The sequence below is a fragment of the Amycolatopsis kentuckyensis genome (assembly GCF_002155975.1).
Lineage (GTDB): Bacteria > Actinomycetota > Actinomycetes > Mycobacteriales > Pseudonocardiaceae > Amycolatopsis > Amycolatopsis kentuckyensis.
Genome location: NZ_MUMI01000126.1, coordinates 37,672 through 59,676, shown reverse-complemented (window position 1 = coordinate 59,676; position 22,005 = coordinate 37,672). Strand labels below are relative to the sequence as shown.

The 22,005-nt window shown below is 72.3% G+C and carries 18 protein-coding genes and 1 pseudogene; 12 read left to right on the top strand and 7 right to left on the bottom strand.

Annotation, left to right across the window (positions count from 1 at the left end; translation table 11 throughout):
• A pseudogene (locus CCN39_RS13890) lies at positions 1–982 on the top strand (DNA polymerase Y family protein); the annotation flags it as partial.
• A gap of 19 nt (positions 983–1,001) precedes the next feature.
• On the opposite strand, the gene CCN39_RS13885 reads toward CCN39_RS13890, so the two are convergent.
• Positions 1,002–3,869, bottom strand: a complete 2,868-nt coding sequence (locus CCN39_RS13885; RefSeq protein ID WP_158104504.1) for an AfsR/SARP family transcriptional regulator — start codon at positions 3,867–3,869, stop codon at positions 1,002–1,004.
• Positions 3,870–4,044: 175 nt separating this feature from the next.
• Between CCN39_RS13885 and CCN39_RS50135 the strand changes: the two genes are divergently transcribed.
• From CCN39_RS50135 to CCN39_RS13875, 3 genes are all read left to right on the top strand, one after another.
• Complete coding sequence (locus tag CCN39_RS50135) at positions 4,045–4,275, top strand: hypothetical protein (RefSeq protein WP_158104503.1); 231 nt, start codon at positions 4,045–4,047, stop codon at positions 4,273–4,275.
• A 133-nt stretch (positions 4,276–4,408) separates the two neighbouring features.
• Entirely contained in the window at positions 4,409–7,726 is a 3,318-nt protein-coding gene (locus CCN39_RS13880; RefSeq protein ID WP_086842057.1) for an error-prone DNA polymerase, read from the top strand.
• Positions 7,727–7,806: 80 nt separating this feature from the next.
• Positions 7,807–9,840 (top strand): cellulose binding domain-containing protein, encoded by a 2,034-nt coding sequence (locus CCN39_RS13875; RefSeq protein WP_244210774.1) that lies wholly within the window; start codon positions 7,807–7,809, stop codon positions 9,838–9,840.
• A 44-nt stretch (positions 9,841–9,884) separates the two neighbouring features.
• Here CCN39_RS13875 and CCN39_RS13870 read toward each other — a convergent pair whose 3' ends face one another.
• On the bottom strand, positions 9,885–10,295 hold the full coding sequence (locus tag CCN39_RS13870) for an SRPBCC family protein (RefSeq protein WP_086842045.1): 411 nt from the start codon (positions 10,293–10,295) through the stop codon (positions 9,885–9,887).
• 53 nt (positions 10,296–10,348) lie between these two features.
• On the opposite strand from CCN39_RS13870, the gene CCN39_RS13865 reads away from it, so the two are divergent.
• Positions 10,349–10,765: a MarR family winged helix-turn-helix transcriptional regulator gene (locus CCN39_RS13865; RefSeq protein ID WP_086842043.1), complete on the top strand. Its 417-nt coding sequence runs from the start codon at positions 10,349–10,351 to the stop codon at positions 10,763–10,765.
• A gap of 568 nt (positions 10,766–11,333) precedes the next feature.
• Here the strand turns inward: CCN39_RS13865 and CCN39_RS13860 are convergent.
• Both CCN39_RS13860 and CCN39_RS13855 read right to left on the bottom strand, forming a co-directional pair.
• Positions 11,334–12,191, bottom strand: a complete 858-nt coding sequence (locus CCN39_RS13860) for an LLM class flavin-dependent oxidoreductase (RefSeq protein ID WP_086842041.1) — start codon at positions 12,189–12,191, stop codon at positions 11,334–11,336.
• Positions 12,188–13,210, bottom strand: a complete 1,023-nt coding sequence (locus CCN39_RS13855; RefSeq protein ID WP_086842039.1) for an aldo/keto reductase — start codon at positions 13,208–13,210, stop codon at positions 12,188–12,190. Before CCN39_RS13855 ends, CCN39_RS13860 begins: the two co-directional genes overlap by 4 nt.
• A gap of 87 nt (positions 13,211–13,297) precedes the next feature.
• On the opposite strand from CCN39_RS13855, the gene CCN39_RS13850 reads away from it, so the two are divergent.
• The 6 genes from CCN39_RS13850 (at position 13,298) to CCN39_RS13825 (ending at position 17,639) form a co-directional block, all read left to right on the top strand.
• Positions 13,298–13,870, top strand: coding sequence for a TetR/AcrR family transcriptional regulator (locus CCN39_RS13850; protein WP_086842037.1), 573 nt, complete (start codon positions 13,298–13,300; stop codon positions 13,868–13,870).
• A complete protein-coding gene (locus tag CCN39_RS13845) occupies positions 13,867–14,301 on the top strand; it encodes a pyridoxamine 5'-phosphate oxidase family protein (RefSeq protein WP_086842035.1) in 435 nt (144 codons plus the stop codon). The genes CCN39_RS13850 and CCN39_RS13845 overlap by 4 nt, the downstream gene beginning before the upstream one ends.
• A gap of 125 nt (positions 14,302–14,426) precedes the next feature.
• Entirely contained in the window at positions 14,427–15,635 is a 1,209-nt protein-coding gene (locus tag CCN39_RS13840) for a cytochrome P450 (protein WP_167455072.1), read from the top strand.
• On the top strand, positions 15,632–16,246 hold the full coding sequence (locus tag CCN39_RS13835) for a TetR/AcrR family transcriptional regulator (RefSeq protein ID WP_086842031.1): 615 nt from the start codon (positions 15,632–15,634) through the stop codon (positions 16,244–16,246). The genes CCN39_RS13840 and CCN39_RS13835 overlap by 4 nt, the downstream gene beginning before the upstream one ends.
• A 20-nt stretch (positions 16,247–16,266) precedes the next feature.
• Complete coding sequence (locus CCN39_RS13830; RefSeq protein WP_086842029.1) at positions 16,267–16,467, top strand: ferredoxin; 201 nt, start codon at positions 16,267–16,269, stop codon at positions 16,465–16,467.
• Positions 16,464–17,639, top strand: coding sequence for an NAD(P)/FAD-dependent oxidoreductase (locus CCN39_RS13825; protein WP_086842027.1), 1,176 nt, complete (start codon positions 16,464–16,466; stop codon positions 17,637–17,639). Before CCN39_RS13830 ends, CCN39_RS13825 begins: the two co-directional genes overlap by 4 nt.
• 55 nt (positions 17,640–17,694) lie before the next feature.
• On the opposite strand, the gene CCN39_RS13820 is transcribed toward CCN39_RS13825, so the two are convergent.
• Positions 17,695–18,168: a peptidoglycan-binding domain-containing protein gene (locus tag CCN39_RS13820; protein WP_086842025.1), complete on the bottom strand. Its 474-nt coding sequence runs from the start codon at positions 18,166–18,168 to the stop codon at positions 17,695–17,697.
• A 215-nt stretch (positions 18,169–18,383) separates the two neighbouring features.
• On the opposite strand from CCN39_RS13820, the gene CCN39_RS13815 reads away from it, so the two are divergent.
• Positions 18,384–19,796 carry a BNR repeat-containing protein gene (locus tag CCN39_RS13815; protein ID WP_086842023.1) on the top strand — a complete coding sequence of 471 codons (1,413 nt, stop codon included), beginning with the start codon at positions 18,384–18,386 and terminating at the stop codon, positions 19,794–19,796.
• A 4-nt stretch (positions 19,797–19,800) separates the two neighbouring features.
• On the opposite strand, the gene glmS is transcribed toward CCN39_RS13815, so the two are convergent.
• Positions 19,801–21,624, bottom strand: a complete 1,824-nt coding sequence (gene glmS / locus CCN39_RS13810) for a glutamine--fructose-6-phosphate transaminase (isomerizing) (RefSeq protein ID WP_086842021.1) — start codon at positions 21,622–21,624, stop codon at positions 19,801–19,803.
• Positions 21,625–21,637: 13 nt separating this feature from the next.
• A complete protein-coding gene (locus CCN39_RS13805; RefSeq protein WP_086842019.1) occupies positions 21,638–21,910 on the bottom strand; it encodes a hypothetical protein in 273 nt (90 codons plus the stop codon).
• Positions 21,911–22,005: the final 95 nt, after the last annotated feature.

Genomic DNA, 22,005 nt, shown 5'->3' with positions numbered 1-22,005 from the left:
CGCCGCGCTGGCCGAACGCGACGTCGCCGGCCGGTTCCCGAAGGACGCCGTCGTCGCCCACCGGCTCGCCCGGGGCCTCTCCGAACGCCCGCCGCTGCGGCGCGCCCTGCCGCCGGACCTCGCCGTCACCGAAACCTTCGACGAACCGCTGCAACGGGTCGACGAAGCCGCCTTCGTCGCGAAGACCCTCGGCGAACGCTTCTTCGCCGGGCTCGCGAACCACGGTCTCGCCTGCACGCGCCTGGCCATCGTCGCCGTCACCGAAGCCGGCGAGGAACGCGTGCGCGTCTGGCGCTGCGCCGAACCCCTCACCGCCCGCTCGACCGCCGACCGCGTGCGGTGGCAGTGCGAAGGCTGGCTCACCACGCGGGACCGGCCCACCGCCGGCATCGTCCGGCTGCGCCTCGACCCCGAAGAGGTCGTCGGCGGCCAGGCACTGCAGCTGCAGCTCGGCTCGGTGGGCCGGGACGCCGACGCCGCCGAACGCGCCGGTCGCGCCCTGGTCCGCATCCAGGGCCTGCTCGGCCCGGACGCGGTCGTCACCCCGCTGCTGGACGGCGGCCGCGGCCCGGGCGAACGCGTCCGGCTCATCCCGTGGGGCGAGCCGCGCCGTCCGCTCGCCGCGGACCGGCCGTGGCCGGGACGGCTGCCCGCGCCCTCGCCGACGGTCGTCCCGCCGCGGCCGGTGCCGGCCGAGGTGCTCGACGCGGTCGGTGACGTCGTCCGCTGCACCGCGCGCGGCGAACTCGGCTACCCGCCCTCGACGGTCGCCGTCGACGGGGGACCGCCGCGCCGGGTCATCGGCTCGGCCGGCCCGTGGGTGGTGCACCCGGTCCTGCCCGGCCGCCGCGGCGAGCGGCCCCTCGCCCGCGTCCAGGTGGTGCTGGAAGGCGACACCGCGGCGGACGGCGACATCGCGCTGCTGCTCCGGGCCACCGTCGGCGACGATCCACAGTGGACCGTCGAGGGTGCGTACGACTGACGCGCGGGACCGACCGGTGTCAGCCACCAGCCGCGGTCAGGGTGGCCGCCACGTCGTCCGCACGCTCGGGCAGGCCGACCGCCCGCCACAGCTCGATCGCCAGGCCCAGGTGACGCCGGGCCGCGGCCGGGTCGCCGAGTTCGCTCTCGAGCTCGCCGAGCCGCTGCCGGCACGCCGCCTCGTTGCTGCGGTCGCCGTTGGCGCGGAACACGTGCGCCGCGCGCAGGAGGGCCGACTCCGCCCGGGCCCGGTCACCCAGCTCCGCGTGGATCATGCCGAGCCGCTGGTCGGTGTAGGCGCCGCAGCGCTCGTCGCTGATCTCGCTGAAGATCGTCAGCGCTTCGGTGAGGTCGCGCAGCGCGGCCGGGGTGTCGCCGATCTCCAGGTGGTACCGGCTGAGGGTGCGGAGGATCACCGCCTGCCGGTGGCGGTCGCCGAGGTGCCGGGCGATCCGCAGGCCGTCCTCGATCCACGGGCCGGCGTCGCCGGCGCCCTGCTCGAAGCCGATGATGCCGATGGCCGATCGGAGCTGGGCCTCCGCCTGCCGGTGCCCGGCGGCGACCACGTGGGCCAGCGCCTCCTTGTCGACGGCCAGCGCCGCGTCGAGTTCGCCGCGGACGCGGTGCACGGTGCCCAGGCTCGCCAGCGCGAGGCCTTCGCCGCGCCGGTCGCCGATGGACTGGTACAGCTTCACGCACCGGCGCAGGTCCTGGCGGGCTTCGGCCATTTCGTCCAGGTAGATGTGCACCTGGCCGAGCCCTTGCAGCAACGCCGCTTCGCCGTGGGTGTTGCCGGCCGCGACGGCGGCGTCCAGCGCGATCCGGTGGCTGCGGTTCCAGTCCTGGTAGAGGCTGCGGTGGTCGTAGTACGGCACCGTGGCGATCGCCAGCTCCCAGGCCAGCTCGTCCAGGCCCCAGTCCGCCGCGAGTTCGATCGCCCGCAGCAGCGTCCCGCGTTCGGCGTCGAACCAGGTGATGGGATCGACGACCGCGTAGTCCGGCGTCCAGCGCGGGGAACGGCCCGGGGTTGGCCGGAAGAGGCTGGGGTAGCACAGGTCACGGGCCTGCTCGGCGAGGGCGAGCCAGGCGGCGAGGACCCGCTCCACCGCCGCCCGGCGCTCCTCGAGCGGGTAGCACTCCTGCGCGCCTTCCGACGCGTACGCGCGCAACAGGTCGTGCAGCCGGTACCGCGGCTGGCCGGCGCGGTCGGTCGTCACCAGGCGCACGAGGTAGGCGTCGACCAGGGCGTCCAGCACGTCGTCCGGGACCCGGCGGCCCAGGAGCGGGCCGATCACCCACGCCGGGAGCGTTTCCGCGCCCAGCAGCCCCAGCAGCCGGAACGCCCGGACGGCGTCCTCGGGAAGCAGCCGCAGGCTCAGGTCGAAGTTGGCCCGCACGTCGAGGTCGCCGACCCGCAGCTCGCGCAGCCGCCGGGACTCGTCCGCCAGGCGGTCGCGCAGCACCTGCAGGGTCCACGCCCCCCGGCTCGCGAGCTTCGCCCCGGTGATCCGGATGGCCAGCGGGAGCCGGCCGCACAGCCGGACGATCTCGTCGGCCTGCTCCGGTTCCTCCTCGACGCGCTCCGGTCCGGCGATGCGGGCCAGCAGGCTCCGGGCGTCTTCGGTGGACAGCACGTCCAGCTCGACGTGCTCGGCACCGGTCAGGTCGGCCAGCCGGTGCCGGCTCGTGACCACCACCGCGCAGTCACCGGACGGCGGCAGCAGCGGCCGCACCTGCTGGGCGCCGGCGGCGTCGTCGAGCAGCACCAGCATGCGGCGATCGGCCAGCCGCGACCGGTAGAGGGCGGCTCGTTCGTGCAGGCCGGGCGGCATGACCGCGTCCGTGACGCCGAGTGCGCGCAGCAGCTCGGCCAGCAGCACCGCCGGGTCGCGCGGCACGGCGGAGGTGCCGGCCAGGTCGAGGTAGAGCTGGCCGTCGGGGAACGCGTCACGGGCGTCGTGGAGCGCGCGCACGGCGAGCGCCGACTTCCCGGTCCCGGGCGCACCGGCGACGACCACCACCCGGCGCCCGGCCAGCAGGTCCAGCAGCTCGCTCAGCGGGCCGGCCCGGCCGGTGAAGTCCGGGATGTCCGCGGGCAGCTGGGCGACCGGCCGCTGCTCCCGCGTCGCGGTGACCAGGTCGAGCGCGGGATCCGCACGCAGGATCTGCGCGTGCACGCGCTGCAGGCCGGGCCCGGGGTTGGCGCCGAGCTCCTCGGCCAGCAGCCGCTGGATGTCGTGGAACACGGCGAGCGCGTCGCCCTGGCGGCCGCTGCGGTAGAGCGCGATCATCAGCAGCTCCCGCGCGCGTTCGCGGTACGGGTGCTCGCCGATGAGCCGGGACAGCTCGGGGATGGCCGGCGCGTGCTCCCCGCGTAGCAGGTCGAGCTCGGCGAGGTCTTCCAGCGCGCCGAGGCGGTACTCGTCGAGCCGGGCGCGTTCGGTGGCGGCCGCCGGGGTGTCGATGCCGCTGAAGGCGGGCCCGCGCCAGAGCGTCATCGCCTCGGCGAGGTGCTTCCGGGCGGCGGTCAGGTCGCCGTCGCCGCGGGTCTCGCGCGCCCGGTCGAGCCCGGCGGCGAACCGGTCGCTGTCGAGCCGGCCGGGGGCCACCCGCAGCAGGTACCCGGTGCCGATGGTCTGCAGCGAGCCGTCGTCGAGCTCCAGCGACCGGCGCACGTCACCGACGTACTTCTGGACCAGGTTGACCGCGCTCCTCGGCGGCTTCGCGCCCCAGGCACCCTCGATGATCTGCTCGCGGTCCACCCGCCGGTTCGCGTGCAGCAGCAGCACCCCGAGCACCCGCAGGCACTTGGCGGACCCCACCTCGACCGGGGCCGCGCCGCGCCAGGCGGTGATCGGCCCGAGCACGCCGAATCGAACATCACGCATGGAAATGCCCCCTCCCCGAGGCCGAGCGTACCTCCGACCGGCGACGTTCCGTAAGACTGCAGTGCGATTGCAGTGAGCGCTGCCAGGCTCCCGTCGCCGGCCGAGTGCGTGCCGGCGAGGGGAGAGCCACGATGGGAACCAGGACGAAGGCCGGATCCGTGTGCCGCGGCCGGCCTTGACGGCGGGACCACCGCGCCGGATCGCGGCCGCGCTGCTGAGCGCCGCGGTCGTCGTGGCTACCGCGGCGCCCGCCGGCGCGGCGCCGGCCCCGCACGTCCCGGCCAGGGTGCGCGAGGTCGTCACCACCGTCGAGTGGGCGTCCATCGAGGTGGTCGACGCCGGGCTCCACCACCGGCGGACGGTGGTGCCGCTGACCCGCGCGTTCACGATCGAACGGGTGCTGTGACCGAGCCGACTCCGGTCCGTCCACAGTTGACACCGGCCGCGTGCCCGGCGCAGGATCGGACCACAGTGGTCGATCGTGTGTTCGAACAGTAGTCGCTGGCTTCCCCACAGCGAAATCGGTGGGAGAGTCGGCGTTGGCGTTCAACAATCCACGCGTGCCGTGGTCCGAAGTGGAGCGGATCGCGTCCGGGCGTCCGCCCGTACCCGGGGACGGCAACGACGCCCCCGCGTGGTCGCGCAAGCGGGAGGGCTACGCCGGTGCGCCACCCGATCTCGTGCACCGGCGGGGCCGGGACGACGGCGGGGACCGGATCCGGGCGCCCTACGCCGAGCTGCACGTCCACTCCAACTTCAGCTTCCTCGACGGGGCCTCGCACCCGGAGACCCTCGTGGAGGAGGCCGCGCGGCTCGAGCTCGACGCGCTCGTCCTCACCGACCACGACGGCATGTACGGCGCCGTGCGGTTCAACGACGCCGCCCGGGCGCTCGGGGTGCGGGTCGGGTTCGGGGCCGAGCTCTCGCTCGGGCTGCCCGCGCCGCAGGCCGGCGCGCCCGATCCGGCCGGGTCGCACCTGCTCGTGCTCGCCCGGCAGCAGACCGGTTACCACCGGCTGTGCCGCGTCATCTCCCGCGCCCAGCTCGCCGGCGGGGAGAAGGGACGGCCCGTCTACGACTTCGACGAGCTGGCGGACGAGCTGGCCGGGCACGTCGTCGTCCTCACCGGCTGCCGCAAGGGCGCGGTCCGGCAGGCGCTGGCCCGGAAGGGGCCGGCCGCCGCGCGCGCCGAGCTGGCCCGGCTCGTGGACCGGTTCGGGCGGTCGCACGTGGCCGTCGAGCTGATCGACCACCGGCTGCCCACCGACGAAGCCGCCAACGACCTGCTCGACGCGCTGGCCAAGGAGCTGCGGCTGCCGACGGTCGTGTCCAACAACGTGCACTACGCCCGCCCGGAAGACGCCGTCGTGGCGGACGCGCTCGCCGCCGTCCGGGCGCGGCGGTCGGCCGAGGACCTCGACGGGTGGCGGCCGCCGTCGGGGCAGGCGTTCCTGCGGTCCGGGATGGAGCAGCGGCGCCGCTTCGAGCGCCGCTACCCTGGCGCGGTCGGCCGGGCCGCCGTCCTGGGCGTCGAAGTGGCCTTCGACCTGCAGCTGGTCGCGCCGGACCTGCCGCCGTTCCCCGTCCCGGCCGGGCACGACGAGATGTCGTTCCTGACCGAGCTGACCCGGCGGGGCGCGAGGAAGCGGTACGGCACGCGCGAAGAGAACCCGAAGGCCTACGCCCAGCTCGACCACGAACTCGCCGTCATCGAGGAGCTGGGCTTCCCCGGCTACTTCCTCGTCGTCTGGGACATCGTCCGGTTCTGCCGGGAGTCGGACATCCTCTGCCAGGGCCGCGGTTCGGCCGCGAACTCCGCGGTCTGCTACGCGCTGGAGATCTGCCACGCCGACCCGGTGCGGTGGAACCTGCTGTTCGAGCGGTTCCTCGCGCCGGAGCGGGACGGCCCGCCGGACATCGACGTCGACATCGAGTCCGGCCGCCGTGAGGAAGCCATCCAGTACGTCTACGAGAAACACGGCCGGTTCCACGCCGCGCAGGTCGCCAACGTCATCACCTACCGGGCGCCCTCGGCGATCCGCGACGCCGCGAAGGCGCTCGGCCACAGCCCCGGGCAGCAGGACGCCTACGGCAAGCTCGTGGACCGCTGGGGCGGGGTCGCCGCGACCAGGCGGCAGGCAGCGGGGTCGATCCCGGACGACGTCCTCGACCTGGCGGCGCGGATCGAGGACTTCCCGCGCCACCTCGGCATCCACTCCGGCGGCATGGTGATCTCGAAGCAGCCGGTGTCCGAAGTGGTCCCGGTCGAGTGGGCGACCATGAAGGACCGCAGCATCCTGCAGTGGGACAAGGACGACTGCGCCACCGTCGGCCTGGTCAAGTTCGACCTGCTCGGCCTCGGCATGCTGTCCGCGCTGCACCACATGATCGACCTCGTCGCCGAGCACCACGGATCCACTGTGGACATCGGGAAGCTCGACCTGGCCGACCCGGCGGTCTACGACATGCTCTGCGAAGCCGACGCGGTCGGCGTGTTCCAGGTGGAGTCCCGCGCCCAGCTGGCCACGCTGCCGCGGCTGCGGCCCCGGAAGTTCTACGACCTCGTCGTCGAAGTCGCCCTGATCCGGCCCGGCCCGATCCAGGGCGGCTCGGTGCACCCCTACATCCGCCGTCGCCGCGGGGACGAGGAGTGGGAACACGCGCACCCGCTGCTGGCCGCGTCCCTGGACCGCACCCTCGGCGTGCCGCTGTTCCAGGAACAGGTGATGCAGATGGCGGTCGACGTCGCCGGCTTCACCCCGGCCGAAGCCGACCAGCTGCGGCGGGCCATGGGCGCGAAACGGTCCAGCGCCAAGATGAAGGCGCTGATGGCGCGGTTCTTCGCCGGCTGCGCAGCCAACGGCCTCGACCGCGAGCTCGCCACGCGGATCTTCGAGCAGATCCACGCCTTCTCCGGCTACGGCTTCCCCGAAGCGCACTCGATGTCCTTCGCGCTGCTCGTGTACGCGTCCGCGTGGTTCAAGCGCTACTACCCGGCCGCCTTCTGCGCCGGGCTGCTGCGGGCCCAGCCGATGGGTTTCTACAGCCCGCAGTCCCTGGTCGCCGACGCCCGCCGCCACGGCGTGCGCATCCGCGAACCCGACATCAACGCGAGTCTCGCGGGCGCCACCCTCGAACCGGACGCCGGCGGAGTCGCGCTCCGGCTCGGCCTCGCCGCGGTCCGTCACCTGGGCGAAGACGTGGCCGGCTCGATCGTGGCCGAACGCGAGGCCCACGGCCCGTACACGAGCATCGGCGACCTGACCCGCCGCGTGCAGCTGAAGAAGAACGCCGCCGAAGCACTGGCCACGGCCGGGGCGTTCAGTGGCTTCGGCGGCGACCGGCGCCAGGACCTGTGGGCGGCGGGCGCGGCCGCGGCGACCCGGCCGGGTCACCTGCCCGGCCTCGCTCCGGGTCTCGACGCACCGGCGCTGCCCGGGATGACGAAGCTGGAGGTGACGGCGGCGGACCTGTGGGCGACGAGCGTCTCCCCGGACAGCCACCCGGTGGAGTACCTGCGCGAGCTGCTGGACAGGCGCGGGGCGATCACCGTGGCGGAGCTCATGCGCACCGAGGACGGCACGCGAGTGTGGATCGGCGGCGCGGTCACCCACCGCCAGCGCCCGGCGACGGCGGGCGGCATCACGTTCCTCAACCTCGAAGACGAGACGGGGATGGCCAACGTCCTGGTCTCACCGGGCCTGTGGCAGCGGCAGCGGCTGGTGGCCCGCACCAGCGCGGCGTTGCTCGTCCGCGGCCAGGTCCAGGCGGCCGAAGGTGTGGTCACACTGGTTGCCGATCGCATCGAAAACCTCGATCTTTCGGTGCGAACCGGGCCCTCACGCGACTTCCGTTGACTTCGGGCCGCCTCGGTGGTTCTCTCGCTGAGAGCGCTCCCAGTCATCCGTTCGTGCCCGACGAGTGAGGATGGACCTTCATGACAGCTCGACGTCTGCGCTGGGCAGCGTGGCCGGTGATCGCCGTGCTCGCCGCGGCCATCCCGGCGGCCGGGACCGCCGGGGCGGCGACCGCGCCCACGGCGACGGTCACCGTCAACGCCCGAGCCGGGCTGGCGACCATGCCGGACACCGGGATCGGCATCAACCACGCGGTCTGGGACAGCCAGCTGGGGACCGACGAGGTGGCCGACCTGTTCGGCGCCGCCGGTGTCCGCACGATGCGCTACCCCGGTGGTTCCTACGGCGACATCTACCACTGGAAGGACAACACCGCGCCGGGCGGGTACGTGGCGCCGAACACCGATTTCGACACCTTCATGGGCGGCGTCCGAAGAGCCGGGGCCCAGCCGATCATCATCGCCAACTACGGCACCGGCACCCCGGAGGAAGCCGCGGACTGGGTGCGGTACGCCAACGTCACCAAGGGGTACGGCGTCAAGTACTGGGAAATCGGCAACGAGCTGTACGGGAACGGGCACTACGGCGCGAACTGGGAAGCCGACAACCACGCGGACAAGAGCCCGACCGCCTACGCCAACGGTGTCGTCGCCTACGCCGACGCGATGAAGGCCGTCGACCCGGGGGTCAAGATCGGCGCCGTGCTGACCACCCCGGCGAACTGGCCGGACGGCATCGTCGGTGCCGGCGACACCGCCACCTGGAACCAGACCGTGCTGTCCATCGCGGGCCCGCACATCGACTTCGTCATCCTGCACTGGTACCCCACCGGCTCGACGGCGGCGGAAGCCCTCGCCAAGCCGGAGCAGCTCGACGACATGCTCTACCTGGCGCGCGAGCAGATCACCCGGTACGCGGGCCCGAACTCCGGCCGGATCGGCATCTCGATGACCGAAACGAACACCCCGGTGGGCATGGACACCCAGCCCGGTGCCCTGTTCGCCGCCGACACCTACAGCTCGCTGCTGGCGAACGGCGTGTTCACCGTCGACTGGTGGGACACGCACAACGGCGGGACGAAACTGTCCACTGTGGCCGGTTATCCGGACTACGGCGACTCCGGCCTGCTCTCCAGCGCCACCTGCCTCGAAGGCGGCGTCTGCGAACCGCCGCTCAACACCCCGTTCGCGCCCTACTACGGCCTGAAGATGCTGAGCGCCTTCGCTCATCCCGGTGATCAGTTCGTCCGGGCCGGTGCGGACGACCCGCTCGTCGGCGCGCACGCCGTCCGGCGCCCCAACGGCGACCTCGCGGTGCTGCTGCTCAACAAGGACCCCGACCAGGCCAGGGCGGTGACGCTGGACTACGCGGGTTACACGCCGGCCGCGGCCGCGCCGCAGGTGCTCACCTTCACCAACGGCGCCACGGCCATCTCGAGCGCCACGACCGGGACGAGCACGTCCCAGACGCTGCCGCCGTATTCGCTGACCACGCTGGTGTTGCACCCCGCGACCGCCGCGTCCGCCGGCCCCGGGACACCCGGGCAGCCGACCGGCACGGCGACCGACCGGACCGCGACGATCAGCTGGCCCGCGGCGGCGCCCGGCGCCCACCCGATCGCGAAGTACGAGGTCTACCGGCAGCTGGGTGCGGTCAGCGAGCAGTGGGGCGAGACGGCCGGCACGTCACTCGACGTCGGGAACCTGGTGCCGGGCAGCAGGTACACGATCAACGTGCTGGCGCGCGACACGGCCGGGAACGTGTCCGCGGCCTCTCCGCCGCTGACGCTGACGACCGGCGCGCCGGCGTCGAGCAGCTGCACGGTCCGGATGACCGACGTCACCGACTGGGCGAGCGGTTTCGTCGGCGGCATCCACGTCACCGGCACCGGCGTGGTGGGGGACTGGACGCTGACGTTCAGCTGGCCGACCGCGCGGCAGAAGCTCACCGGCGGCTGGAACGGCACCTGGGCCCAGAACGGCACGACGGTGACGGTCTCGTCGTCGGCCCCACCGGCGGCGGGGGTCGATGTCGGCTTCACGGCTGACTACAGCGGGCCGAACATCCTGCCGACGGCGTTCACGCTCAACGGCGTCCTCTGCGCGGCGGGCTGAGCGCGGGGACTGACTCCTTCCTGGCGTCCGACGCCAGGAAGGAGTCAGTCAACGCTCTCGACGCGCTCGCGCACGGCCCGCAGTTCCTCGCCGACGACCGCCATCTGCGCGTCGACCGCCGACGGGTCGGTGTCCTCGGGGAAGAACAGGCTGAAGATCAGTTCGGCGCCGGCCAGGTTCGGCACCACCCGGGTGAACAGGCCCAGGGTGGGGGAGTCGGCGCTGACGACGTCGACGACGCCGTGCTCGGCCGCGACCCGCACGGCGACCCGCTGCGGGCCGCTTTCGGTGTGGACGCGCCAGATGTCACCGTGGTCGTGGTCGACGGCGGTGGCGAATGCCGGTGCCCATTCGGGGAGGTGACGCGGATCGGCGAGGTATTCGACGACCCGCGCGGGCGGGGCGGCGACGGAGATGGTGCGGGTTTCGGCGCGTCCCGGTGTCGTGGGTTCCATGCCGGAAACGATACGCACCTGCGTATGGTTTGTCGACGCGTAAAATCCCGCCGGTGAACGAGGACGACGATCTCGGAGCCCTCTGCGCCGGGGCGGGCCGCAGCCTGGCCGAAGCCGAGCGGCCGGTGCTCGAGCGGCACGGGCTCTCGATGTGGCAGTACGTGGTGCTGTCGGCGCTGTCCGCCGGGTCGGCGCCGAGCCAGCTGGTGCTGGCCCAGCAGATCCGCTACGACAAAACCCGGTTGATCGGCTTGCTGGACGCGCTCGAAGCGGAGGGCCTGGTCGCCCGCGACCCGGACCCGGCCGACCGGCGCGCAAGGGTGGTGCGCCTGACAAGGGAGGGCAGCGAGCGGCACGCGGCGGTCCGGGCCGCGATCAAAGAGGTGGAGGACCAAAAACTGGCGGGGCTGCCCCCCAACACCAGACGACTGCTGCGGTCGGCCTTGGCCCACCTGGCAAATTCGGACTGACCGCAGCGCTTCAGGCGGCGCACTTCCCAAAGGGAGAGAAGGAACACGCGAACCGGCGGCCGGGAGCGCAAGCCGGCCAACGCGGAACCGATCCGGACGACAAGGCGAACCGGCGGCCGGGGGCGCAAGTCGGCCGACGCGGAACCGATCCGGACGACAAGGCGAACCGGCGGCCGGCAACGCAAGCCGACCAACGACGTCACCAGACCTCCCCCGCCCCTCGTCCCAGCCTGCACTTCAGTCGACGACCGGGTTTGTCAAGGCACGCTTTCCCGCCTTGACAAACCCGGGCGGCGACTGAGACTCCTACCGGAGGGGCGGGGGAGGGCGGACCCGCTTTACCACGGCAGACTGTCTCTGCCGTGGCGGACTCTCTCTGCCGCGGCAGAGACAACCCGCCACGGCAGAAAAACAAAAGACTGTCCTCGCCGGACGGGCAGGCTCTGGGATGGCCCGCGCTGTCCCCTCACGTTCTGGATGTGGGCCGCTGGGTGGTCATCCCGTCGCCTGATTGAGGCCTATCACTTTGAGCNNGGATGACCACCCCGCTCCTCCGTGGGGCAGGGCCTTACTGGTGGCGGATCAGCTCCTCCGCCACCCACTCCGCGATCCCCTCCGGATACGGATCGGCCAGCCCGAGCACGAAGTGGCCGAACCCTGCGTCCGCGGCCTCGGCGATCTTCTCCCGCGTCACCTGCGGTCGCTCGTACTCCACCGGTAGGAAGATCGACCGCGTGATCTCTGCCGGGTTGCGGCCCAGCTCCGCGCAGTACTTGTCCAGCAAGCGACTTCGGGCGGCCAGGTCCGCGATGTCGCCGCCGCCCGGGATGTTCCACATGTCCGCGTGCTTTGCCACCACCCGCAGCGTTGCGTTTGCTCGGCCGCCGATCATGATCGGGGGGTGGGGGCGCTGTAGCGGCCGTGGGTTTCCGTATGCCCCCGAAAGGCGGACGTGCGCTCCCGAGAAGTCGAACGGTGATGGGGATGTCCACAAGCGACGGATCACCGTGCATGCCTCGTCCAGGGCCGTGACCGCGTCCGCCTGGCTGAGGTACGGCAAGCCGTGGGCGTCGTACTCGCGTCGGGCCAGTGGGTGGCTTGGCCGGGAGCCCGCGCCGATGCCGAAGTCGAGGCGTCCGCCCGAGACTATGTCGACCGTTGTGGCGATCTTGGCCAGCATGGCCGGTGGGCGGAACCGGTTGCTGGTGACCAGCAGGCCGATGCGCAGCCGGGATGTCTGGGCCGCCAGCGCCGAAAGCAGGGTCCAGCCTTCGAAGATCGGGCCGTCCGGGTTGCCGGCTATCGGCATCAGGTGGTCGAACAGCCACGCGTGCTCGATCTCCGGTACCTTGTCCGCTTCTCGCCACACGCGCAGGATCTCGTCGTAACCGACCTGCTGCGGTGCGGTCATGATGCCGAACTTCACCGGCGCCGCCGCAGTGACGCGTCGAGCAGCGCCGGCGGGGTGTCGAACTTCTCGTCCGGGGCCAGGTCGACGCCGGGCGCCACGATGGTGTCGATCTCGTCGAGGACGTCGGCCGGCAGCACCGTGTCGGCGGCCGCGAGCTGGGCAGCCAGGTGGTCCGGGGTGCGCGGGCCGATCAGCGCGCTCGTCACACCCGGGTGTGCGGTGACGAAGCCGAGCGCCAGCTGGATCAGGGTGAGGCCGGCCGCGTCGGCCAGCTTGACCAGTTTCTCCACCGCGTCGAGGCGGGCGCGGTTGGCCGGGATGTCGAGGTCGAAGCGCTGCGGCACGACCTTCGCGCGATTTCCGCTGAACTCCCGGCCCGCGCGGATCGCGCCCGACAGCCAGCCCGAAGCCAGCGGGCTCCAGGCCAGGACGCCCATGCCGTACTCCTCGGTCACCGGCAGCACGTGGGCTTCGATGCCGCGCTGCAGGATCGAGTAACTCGGCTGCTCGGTGACGTACCGGCCGAGGTGGTGCGCGCGGGCGGCCCACTGCGCCTGGACGATGCGGTACGCGGGGAACGTCGAGGACCCGAAGTACCGGATCTTGCCCGCACGCTGCAGGTCGGTCAGCGCGGAAAGCGCTTCCTCGTCGCTCGTCGCGGGGTCCCAGCGGTGGAGCTGGTAGAGGTCGACGTGGTCGACGCCGAGGCGGCGCAGGCTGTCGTCGAGCGCGGTGACCAGCCAGCGGCGCGAATTCCCGCGGTGGTTGCGCTCTTCGCCCATCGGCATGGTCGCCTTCGTGGCCAGCACGAGGTCGTCGCGGCGGCCGGCGATCGCCTTGCCGACCATCGTCTCCGACTCGCCCTGGCCGTACATGTCGGCGGTGTCGACGAGGTTGACGCCGGCTTCGAGCGCGGCGTCGACGATGGCGGTGGCCTCGTCCTGCGTCGTGTTTCCGATGGCGCCGAAGTTCATCGCGCCGAGCGCGAGGGTGCTGACCTGGACGCCGGTGCGGCCCAAGGTGCGGTACTGCATGGGGAGTGCCTCCGTGGCAGGATAGGCAAACGGAACGTTGCTCCGCTAACGATACGGAACATTGTTCCGCTTAGCAAGGGAGGGTCGGTGGGCGAACGCAAGCCCAAGCGGGCGGACGCCCGGCGCAACGAAAAGACGTTGCTGGACGCGGCGGCCGCGGTCTTCGTCGCCTCCGGCGTGGACGCGCCGGTGCGGGACATCGCGGCGAAGGCCGGCGTCGGGATGGGCACCATCTACCGGCACTTCCCGACCCGGGCGGACCTGGTCATCGCGGTCTTCCGGCACCAGGTGGACGCCTGCGCGGCGGCGGCGCCCGCCTTGCTGGCCTCGCACGAATCGCCGTATGCCGCGCTGACGCAGTGGATCGACCTGTTCGTGGACTTCCTGGTGACCAAGCACGGGCTCGCCGGGGCGCTCCAGTCCGACAACACCGGCTTCGAGGCGCTGCACGCGTACTTCCTGGACCGGCTGGTGCCGGCGTGTGGCGAGCTGCTCGACGCGGCGATCGCCGCCGGCGAGGTCCGGGCCCGGGTGGCGCCGCTGGACCTCATGCGCGGGGTCGGCAACCTCTGCATCGGCGCGGACGATCCCCGCTACGACGCGCGAGGGATGGTGAAGCTCCTTGTCGCCGGGCTGCGGTGCGAGACCATGGACGCATGACGGTGTGGCGGGAGTTCGAAGCGGCGGAACCGGAGTTCGCGGGCCGGGTGCGGGCGTTGTTCGACGCGCACAAGCACAAGACCATCGCGACCCTGCGGGCGGACGGCTCGCCGCGGATCTCGGGGATCGAAACGGTCTTCGAGGACGGTGAGCTGGTCTTCGGGTCGATGCCGAACGCGCGCAAGGGCGCGGACCTGCGGCGGGACCCGCGGTTCGCGCTGCACAGCGCGACGGTCGACCCGGTGGACGGCGCCGAGGCGCAGTGGCCGGGCGAGGCGAAGATCGCCGGGCGGGTGCGCACCGAGGACGGCGAGCGGTTCGTCGCCGACGTCGCCGAGGTCGTGCACACCCACCTGAACGAGGCGGCGACGCTGCTGGTCGTCGAGTGGTGGACCCCCGACGGCGGCCTGCGCAAGGTCGAGCGCGAGTAACTCCGCCCTGCGGTGAACGACTCATGCAAGGCGCTGTCGGAGTCTGAATTAAGTCAACTGCTTGACTTAATCAGGGATCGTCGCCATGCTCGGGTCAGGGGACATTCACCAACGAGAGGCCCGTGATGACGCCGAGCAACACCGATTCGCTGCCGCGGTTCCCGTTCGAGGCCGCCACCGCGCTGGAGCCGCCCGCCGAGTGGGCCGAGTTCCGGGAGAAGTGCCCGGTCGCGCGCGTCGCGCTGGCCAGCGGGGACGAAGCCGCCCTGATCACCCGCTACGACGACGTCAAGACCGTCCTGTCCGACCCGCGGTTCACCCGGCCGACGCCGGGGGACAACGCGGCCCGCGTCGCCGACACCGAGTCGGGCGGGGTGTTCAACAGCGAGATGGCGACCGTGCTCCCGCAGCACGGCGAGGCGCACCTCAAGTGGCGGCGCCTGCTCGGGAAGTGGTTCACCGCCAAGCGGATGAACGCGCTGCGGCCGGGCATGGCGGCGATGGCCGAGCAGCTCATCGACGACATGGTCGCCAAGGGCGCGCCCGGCGACCTCAAGGCGGGCCTCGCCTTCCCGCTGCCGGTCTGGGTCATCTGCGACATGCTCGGCGTGCCGGACGCCGACCGCGACCGGTTCGCCCACTGGTCCGACGTCATGCTCAGCATGACCCGCTACACGCAGGCCGAGTTCGACGCGGCGCAGGCGGAGTTCGGCCGGTACATGGGCGGGCACATCGCGAGCAAGCGGGCCGAGCCGGGCGAGGACATCCTCAGCGCGCTGATCGCCGAGGGCGTCGACTGGTCCGACGCGATGTTGACCGCCACCGGCATCGGCCTGCTCATCGCCGGCCACGAGACCACCGCGAACATGATCGCCAAGATGACGGCGATGCTGCTGGCCGACCGCCGCCGCTGGGAGCAGTTGCTGGCCGATCCGTCGCTGGTGCGCACGGCGGTCGAGGAAGCGCTGCGGGCGGACGCCAACGCGGGCGTGGGCATGCAGCGGTACCTGACCGAGGACTTCGAGGTCGGCGGCACCGTGCTGCCGGCGGGGACCACCGCGATGTGCAGCATGGCCGCGGCCAACCGCGACGAAGGCGCCTTCGAGAACGCCGCCGACGTGGACCTGACCCGCAGCCCGAACCCGCACCTGGCCTTCGGCGCCGGCGCGCACGCGTGCCTCGGCCAGCCGCTGGCCCGCACCGAGCTGCAGGTCGTGCTGGAAGTGCTGCTGCGCAAGCTGCCGGACCTCGAGCTCGCCGTCCCGGCGGACGAGCTGCGGCGGGTCGAGGGCCTCGCCGTCGGCGGCCTGCGGGAACTGCCCGTCCGCTGGTGACGGCCCAGGCGACCCGGGAGCGGATCCTGGTCGCGGCGGAACGCCTCTACGCCGAACACGGCGTGCTGGCCGTTTCCCACCGGCAGATCAGCGAGGCCGCGGGGCAGGGGAACAACACCGCGGTGGGCTACCACTTCGGCACCCGGGCCGAGCTGGTCCGGGCCATCGCCCGCAAGCACACCGGGCCGATCGAACGGCTGCGTGGCCGCCGGCTGGACCGCGGTCACGACGGGCTGCGGGACTGGCTCGGGTGCCTGGTGCACCCCACCACCGAGCACCTGGCCGAACTGGGCGCGCCCACCTGGTTCGCCCGGTTCGCCGCCCAGGTGATGACCGAACCGTCGCTGCGCGCGGTCATCATCGAGGAAACCCTGACGTCCCCGTCGCTGGCGCAGACCGTCGAGGGGCTCCACCGGTGCCTGCCCGGGCTGCCCGCCGAAGTCCGCGCCGAACGCAACGACTTCACCCGCCTCGTGCTGATCCACGGGCTGGCCGAGCGCGAACGCGCCCTCGCCGACGGCGCGGGCACCCCGGAAGCCGGCTGGCGCGACACCGCCGGGGCCCTCACCGACGTACTGGCCGGGTTGTGGCTCGCGCCGGTCACCCAGTAACTCCAACGGAAGGAACCGCCATGAAGGTCATCGTGGACGAAGCCAAGTGCTGCGGCGCCGGCACCTGCGTCATGCTCGCCCCGGACGTGTTCGACCAGCGTGACGACGACGGCATCGTCGTCCTGCTCGACGAGCACCCCGCCGAAGCGCTGCACGCGACCGTCCGCGAGGCGGCGAGCGTGTGCCCGGGCGTCGCGATCGCGGTCAGCGAGGAGGGATGATCGACGACGTCCTCGTCGTCGGCGCCTCGGCGGCCGGGCTCGCGACCGTGGAAGCCCTGCGCCGCAAGGGTTACGCCGGCCGCGTGACCGTGCTGGGCGCCGAAGCGCACCTGCCCTACGACCGGCCGCCGTTGTCCAAGCAGGTCCTCGGCGGGAGCTGGACGCCCGAGCAGGCCCGGCTGCGGACGCCGGACGCGTTGTCCGCGTTGGCCGCCGAGTTCGTGCTCGGGGACCCGGCGGTGCGGCTGGATGCCGCCGCGCGGACCGTCCACACCGCGGCCGGGCGCACCCTGACCGCGGACGCGATCGTGCTCGCCACCGGGCTGCGGCCGCGCACCCTGCCGGGCCAGGACGGCCTCGACGGCGTCCACGTGCTGCGCACCCTCGACGACACGCTGGCCCTGCGCGCGGACCTGGCGCCGGGCAAGCGGGTGGTGGTCGTCGGGGACGGCGTGCTCGGCGCGGAGATCGCCGCGACCGTGTGCGCGGCGGGCGTGCCGGTCACCCTCGCCGGCCCCCAGCCCGCGCCGCTGGCCTACCAGTTCGGCCCGCTGCCCGCCGGGCTGCTCGCCGAACTGCACGCGAGCCGGGGCGTCGGCCTGCGGCTCGGCTCGGCGGTCACGGGCCTGGCGTCCGGAGACGGCCGGGTGACCGGGGTCCGGCTCGCGTCCGGCGAAGTGCTGCCCGCCGACGTCGTCGTGGTCGCCTTCGGGGCCGCACCGGCGACGGAGTGGCTCGTGGGCAGCGGAGTGCTGTGCGACAACGGCGTCGTGTGCGACTCCCGCTGCCGGGCGGCGGACGGGATCTACGCCGCGGGCGACGTCGCCCGCTGGCACCACGAAGGGCTCGATGCGCTGCTGCGGCTGGAAAACCGGACCAACGCGACCGAGCAGGCGGTGGCCGTCGCGGGGAACCTCCTCGGCGAAGACCGCCCGTACACGCCGGTGCCCTACTTCTGGACCCACCAGTTCGACGCCCGGATCCACGTGCACGGAACCCTGTCCGCGGCCGCGGAAGTGTCCGTTGTGGAGGGTGACCCGGCCGAAGGCCGGTTCGTGGCGCAGTACCGCCGTGGCGGCGTCGTCACCGGCGTGCTCGGGTGGAACATGCCCAAGCAGGCGCGGCTGCGGCGGCAGGACATCGCCGGTGCCGTCCTCGCCGGGCGTCCATGATGCCGAAGCGGCGGGGGTGTCCGCACGGCGGGTGCCGTGCGGACGCACCGCGGCACTACCGGCGGTAGCAGAAGCCCGTGTGGGCGCCGCCGGCGCCGTTGTTGTAGTCGTAGGCCTGGAAGGAGAAGTAGGAGCTGGTCTTGGGGCCGAACCGGCCGTCGACGGTCAGGACGTTGCCGTAGGCGCGGTTGATCGCGGTCTGGGCGTTCTTCACCCCTCGCTCGGTGTTGCCGCCGAAGTCGGAGTCTTCCTGCAGGCCCTGCTGGTAGCAGGCGTTCAAGCTCTCCTGCACCACCAGGACGGCGATGCCTCGGTGCCCCCGGACCACGACGCAGTTGTAGACCCCGGAGTTGGCGCCCACCGACGGCACGTGGAGGTACCACCCGCCGCCCACACCCACGTTGGTGAAGGAGTTGCACGCGACCTCGGCGGCCGGACCGGCCGCGGTCGCGGTCGGCGCGCCGACGACGGCCGTTGCCGCGGCGAGCGCGGCGGCGGTGGCGGCAAGGCGAATGGTCAGTCTTCGCATAACGGCTCCTCGTGAAGGGTCTGCCTCGGCTCGGACGGAGGTGACTCTTGCAGGGGTGCCGCGGGCGGAAGCGGTGTTTCGAACAGGATCTAACGTTCGGCCGGGGAAGCGGATCCGCGCTTCCCCGGCCGACGGCGAACCCCCCATCCGTCGGTTGACGGCGGTCCGGCGGCGGCCGATCCTTGTTCGCGTCGACGCCGCGGGAAGGGTGGGCCATGGCCACGAAGAGAGCGCTTTCCCGGATCCTGGGCGTGCTGGTGGCGGTGGCGCTGCCGCTGCTGCCCGCCGCGCCCGCGGAGGCGGCCGTGTCCGTGGTCAAGATCGCCGACACCCAGCTCGACGCGAAGGCGCTGTACTTCGTCTCCTACGACGGGCTGGTGAACAACGACTCGTTCCAGCAGAGCGGCATCTTCAGCTACGCGGGCTACCAGTACGCGGCCTGGTACACCGCCGACCGCAGCGCGGTGGTCGCCCGGCGGGCCGGTGCCGCCGGTGCGTGGCAGACCGTCGCGCTGCCGCACAAGCTGACCGTGGACGACTCGCACAACGTCATCTCGATGGGCGTCTCGCCCGACGACGGCCGGCTGCACGTGGCCATGGACACCCACGGCAACCAGGTCTACTACGTCGAGTCGGTGGCCGGGCTGCTGTCCGCGCCCGCTTCGCACGCCTGGACGTCCTCGGCGTTCGGGGCGGTGCAGCGCACGCTGAACGGCGTCGACCTCGGGGCGATCACCTACCCGCAGTTCGTCGTCACGCCGGAGCGCACACTGCAGCTCAGCTACCGGACCGGGGCGTCGGGCAACGGCACCAACGAGCTCGCCGAGTACAGCGGGGGCAGCTGGCGCAAGCTGGGGAAGTGGTCGTCGGCGACCGGCTCGTGGACGTCCGGCAACGGTGTCACCAGCACCACCCGCAACATGTACCTGCACGGCATCACCTACGGGCCCGGTGGCCGCCTGCACACCACGTTCACCTGGCGCGAAGGCAACTCCGGCGTGCTGTGCAACTCCGGCGGGCTGGCCAACCACGACACCGGCTACGCCTACAGCGACGACCGCGGCCGGACCTGGCGGAACAACGCCGGCGCGGTCGTCGGGACGACGGGCGGCACGCCGGTGGCCGTGTCCGCGCCGGGCACGGTCGTCGACCCGCTCGGCGTCGACCACGGGCTGATGAACCAGGAGAGCCAGGCCGTCGACTCCGCCGGGCAGCCGCACGCGGTGATCAGCTACGTGCCGGGCCGGTTCACCCAGTGCGTCACGAACTACTCCGCGCAGCGCAAGCAGTACGGCCGCACCTTCTTCCTCAGCCGGGCGGCCGACGGCAGCTGGACCAAACGCGAAGTGCCGGTCGCGCCCGAGTCCACCCAGCGGACGAAGCTGGTCTTCGACCGCGGCGACAACGCCTACCTCGTCATGCCGTACGGGCGGATCGTCGCGGCGACCAAGGCGAGCGGCTGGACCGACTGGAAGACCGTCTACAGCCCGGATCTCCGCGCGTTCGGCGAGGTCGACGTCGACGACTCGCGGCTGGCTGCCGACGGCGTGCTCTCCGTGATGTACCAGCAGGTGTCGAGCGGGACGACGCCCTCGCCGATCCGGGTGGCCGATTTCCGCCTAGGCTGAAGTGCTACTCGACTGTGACAGACTTGGCCAGGTTGCGCGGCTTGTCGATGTCGTAGCCCAGGGTCAGCGCGGCGTGGTAGGCGAGCAGCTGCAGCGGGATGGTCAGCAGGATCGGGTCGAGCTCCGGCTCGGTCTTGGGCACCACGATCCGCGGGACGTCGAGTTCGCCGAAGTCGACGTTCTCGTGGGTGACGGCCAGCACCGCCCCGCCGCGGGCCTTGATCTGCTGGACCGCGGCCAGGTTGCGCTCGGTCAGCTCGTCCGACGGCACGACGGCGACCGTCGGGAGGGCTTCGTCGATCAGGGCGAGCGGGCCGTGCTTGAGCTCGGAGGTCTGGTACGCCTCGGCGTGGCGGTAGGAGATCTCCTTGAACTTCTGCGCGCCCTCGCGGGCCACCGGGTAGCCGCGGACGCGGCCGACGAAGAACAGGCTCTTCGCGGCGGCGACGGTCTTCGCGTGCTCGGCGATCTCCGGCTCGAAGTCCAGAATGGACTTGATCTGGCCCGGCAGCGCGCGGACGGCGTCGATGATCCGCTGACCGTCCGCATTGGACAGATCGCGGACCCGGCCGAGGGCCAGCGCGATCAGTGCGAACCCGACGGCCATGTTGGTCAGCGCCTTGGTCGAGGCGACCGCGATCTCCGGGCCGGCGTGCAGGTAGACGCCGCCTTCGCAGGCGCGGGCGATGGTCGAGCCGACGACGTTGACCAGGCCGACGACCCGGCCGCCCTTGCGCTTGATCTCTTCGACCGCGAAGGCGGTGTCGATCGTTTCGCCGGACTGGCTGACCGCGATGTAGAGCGTGTCGGCCTCGATGATCGGGTTGCGGTAGCGGAACTCGGACGCGGCTTCGGCGTCGGCCGGGATCCTGGCGAGCTCCTCGATCATCGTCGCGCCGATCTGGCCGACGTAGTAGGCGGAGCCGCAGCCGAGGATCTTCACGCGGGCGAACCCGCGCAGCTCCCGCGGCGTCAGGTTGAGCCCGTCCAGGCGGGCGACGCCGAACCGGTCGTCCAGCCGGCCGCGGATGATCCGCTCGACGGATTCGGGCTGCTCCTGGATTTCCTTGGCCATGTAGTGCGGGTAGCCGCCCAGGTCGAGGTCCTCGGCGTCGATGTCGATCTCGGTGGCGGGCTTGGTGGTGTCGCTCTCGTCGACGGTGAAGGTGCGGTAGCCGGTGGCGAAGACCGTCGCGAACTCGCCGTCGTCGAGGTGCGCGACCTGCGAGGTGTGCCGCACGAGCGCGGCCAGGTCGCTGGCGACGAACATCTCCCGCTCGCCGACGCCGATGATCAGCGGCGAACCGTTGCGCGCGATGACCAGCCGGTCCGGGTGCGCGCTGTCGGTGACGGCGATCGCGTACGTGCCGGTGACCCGGGAGACCGCGTCCACGACGGCGTCTTCGAGGGTTTCGGCGGCCGAGCGCGCGATCAGGTGGGCGAGGACCTCGGTGTCGGTCTCGGAGGCGAGGGTGACGCCGGCGTCGGCGAGCTGGGCGCGCAGCGTGTCGGCGTTGTCGATGATGCCGTTGTGGACGACGCAGATCCGGCCGTCTTCGGACGTGTGCGGGTGCGCGTTGGCCTCGGAGGCGGGCCCGTGCGTGGCCCAGCGCGTGTGCCCGATGCCGGCCTTCCCGGCGAGCCGCTTGGGCAGCGCCGCAGCGAGGTTGCGCACGCGGCCGACCACGCGGTGGACCTGGGCGGTGTTCTTCGGGCCGAGGACGGCGATGCCCGCGGAGTCGTAGCCGCGGTACTCGAGCCGGGTCAGGCCTTCGAGCAGGATGGGGGCGGCGTTCTGGCCGCCGATGTAGCCGACGATCCCGCACATGGGAGACCTCTTCCTAGCCGTAGACGATGCGGCGCAGCTGCCGCTCGGAGAGGACGGGCGCGGCCACCAGCCGCCCGCGGAGCTCCGCGGCGATCAGGGGGAAGATCTCGGGGTTCTTCCGGCCCTGTGCCTGCAGCTCGGCGTGCCGGCGGCGCACGTAGTCCTCGGTGGGAGTCCGGTAGAAGGCCAGGACGTCGTCGACGACGCGGGCGGCGACCCCGGGTGGCAGCCCGGTGGACGCGGCCACGCGCTCGACGATGTCGGTGTCCTCCACGCGGGCCATCATGCCTCCTTGCGTCGCGAACCCCAAATTCTTGCCCGAAATCGGGCAAGTCGTAATTGGTTGGACAGCGCCCGTGGGTCCAAACCAGGGTGGGAGGG

What these genes read in the sequence shown, in the direction of transcription:
- CCN39_RS13815 (WP_086842023.1), top strand. Translation starts at nt 18,384, where the DNA reads ATGGCCACGAAGAGAGCGCTTTCCCGGATCCTGGGCGTGCTGGTGGCG.
- CCN39_RS13820 (WP_086842025.1), bottom strand. Translation starts at nt 18,168, where the DNA reads ATGCGAAGACTGACCATTCGCCTTGCCGCCACCGCCGCCGCGCTCGCC.
- glmS (WP_086842021.1), bottom strand. Translation starts at nt 21,624, where the DNA reads ATGTGCGGGATCGTCGGCTACATCGGCGGCCAGAACGCCGCCCCCATC.
- CCN39_RS13875 (WP_244210774.1), top strand. Translation starts at nt 7,807, where the DNA reads ATGACAGCTCGACGTCTGCGCTGGGCAGCGTGGCCGGTGATCGCCGTG.
- CCN39_RS13845 (WP_086842035.1), top strand. Translation starts at nt 13,867, where the DNA reads ATGACGGTGTGGCGGGAGTTCGAAGCGGCGGAACCGGAGTTCGCGGGC.
- CCN39_RS13825 (WP_086842027.1), top strand. Translation starts at nt 16,464, where the DNA reads ATGATCGACGACGTCCTCGTCGTCGGCGCCTCGGCGGCCGGGCTCGCG.
- CCN39_RS13805 (WP_086842019.1), bottom strand. Translation starts at nt 21,910, where the DNA reads ATGATGGCCCGCGTGGAGGACACCGACATCGTCGAGCGCGTGGCCGCG.
- CCN39_RS13840 (WP_167455072.1), top strand. Translation starts at nt 14,427, where the DNA reads ATGACGCCGAGCAACACCGATTCGCTGCCGCGGTTCCCGTTCGAGGCC.
- CCN39_RS13855 (WP_086842039.1), bottom strand. Translation starts at nt 13,210, where the DNA reads ATGCAGTACCGCACCTTGGGCCGCACCGGCGTCCAGGTCAGCACCCTC.
- CCN39_RS13870 (WP_086842045.1), bottom strand. Translation starts at nt 10,295, where the DNA reads ATGGAACCCACGACACCGGGACGCGCCGAAACCCGCACCATCTCCGTC.
- CCN39_RS13885 (WP_158104504.1), bottom strand. Translation starts at nt 3,869, where the DNA reads ATGCGTGATGTTCGATTCGGCGTGCTCGGGCCGATCACCGCCTGGCGC.
- CCN39_RS13830 (WP_086842029.1), top strand. Translation starts at nt 16,267, where the DNA reads ATGAAGGTCATCGTGGACGAAGCCAAGTGCTGCGGCGCCGGCACCTGC.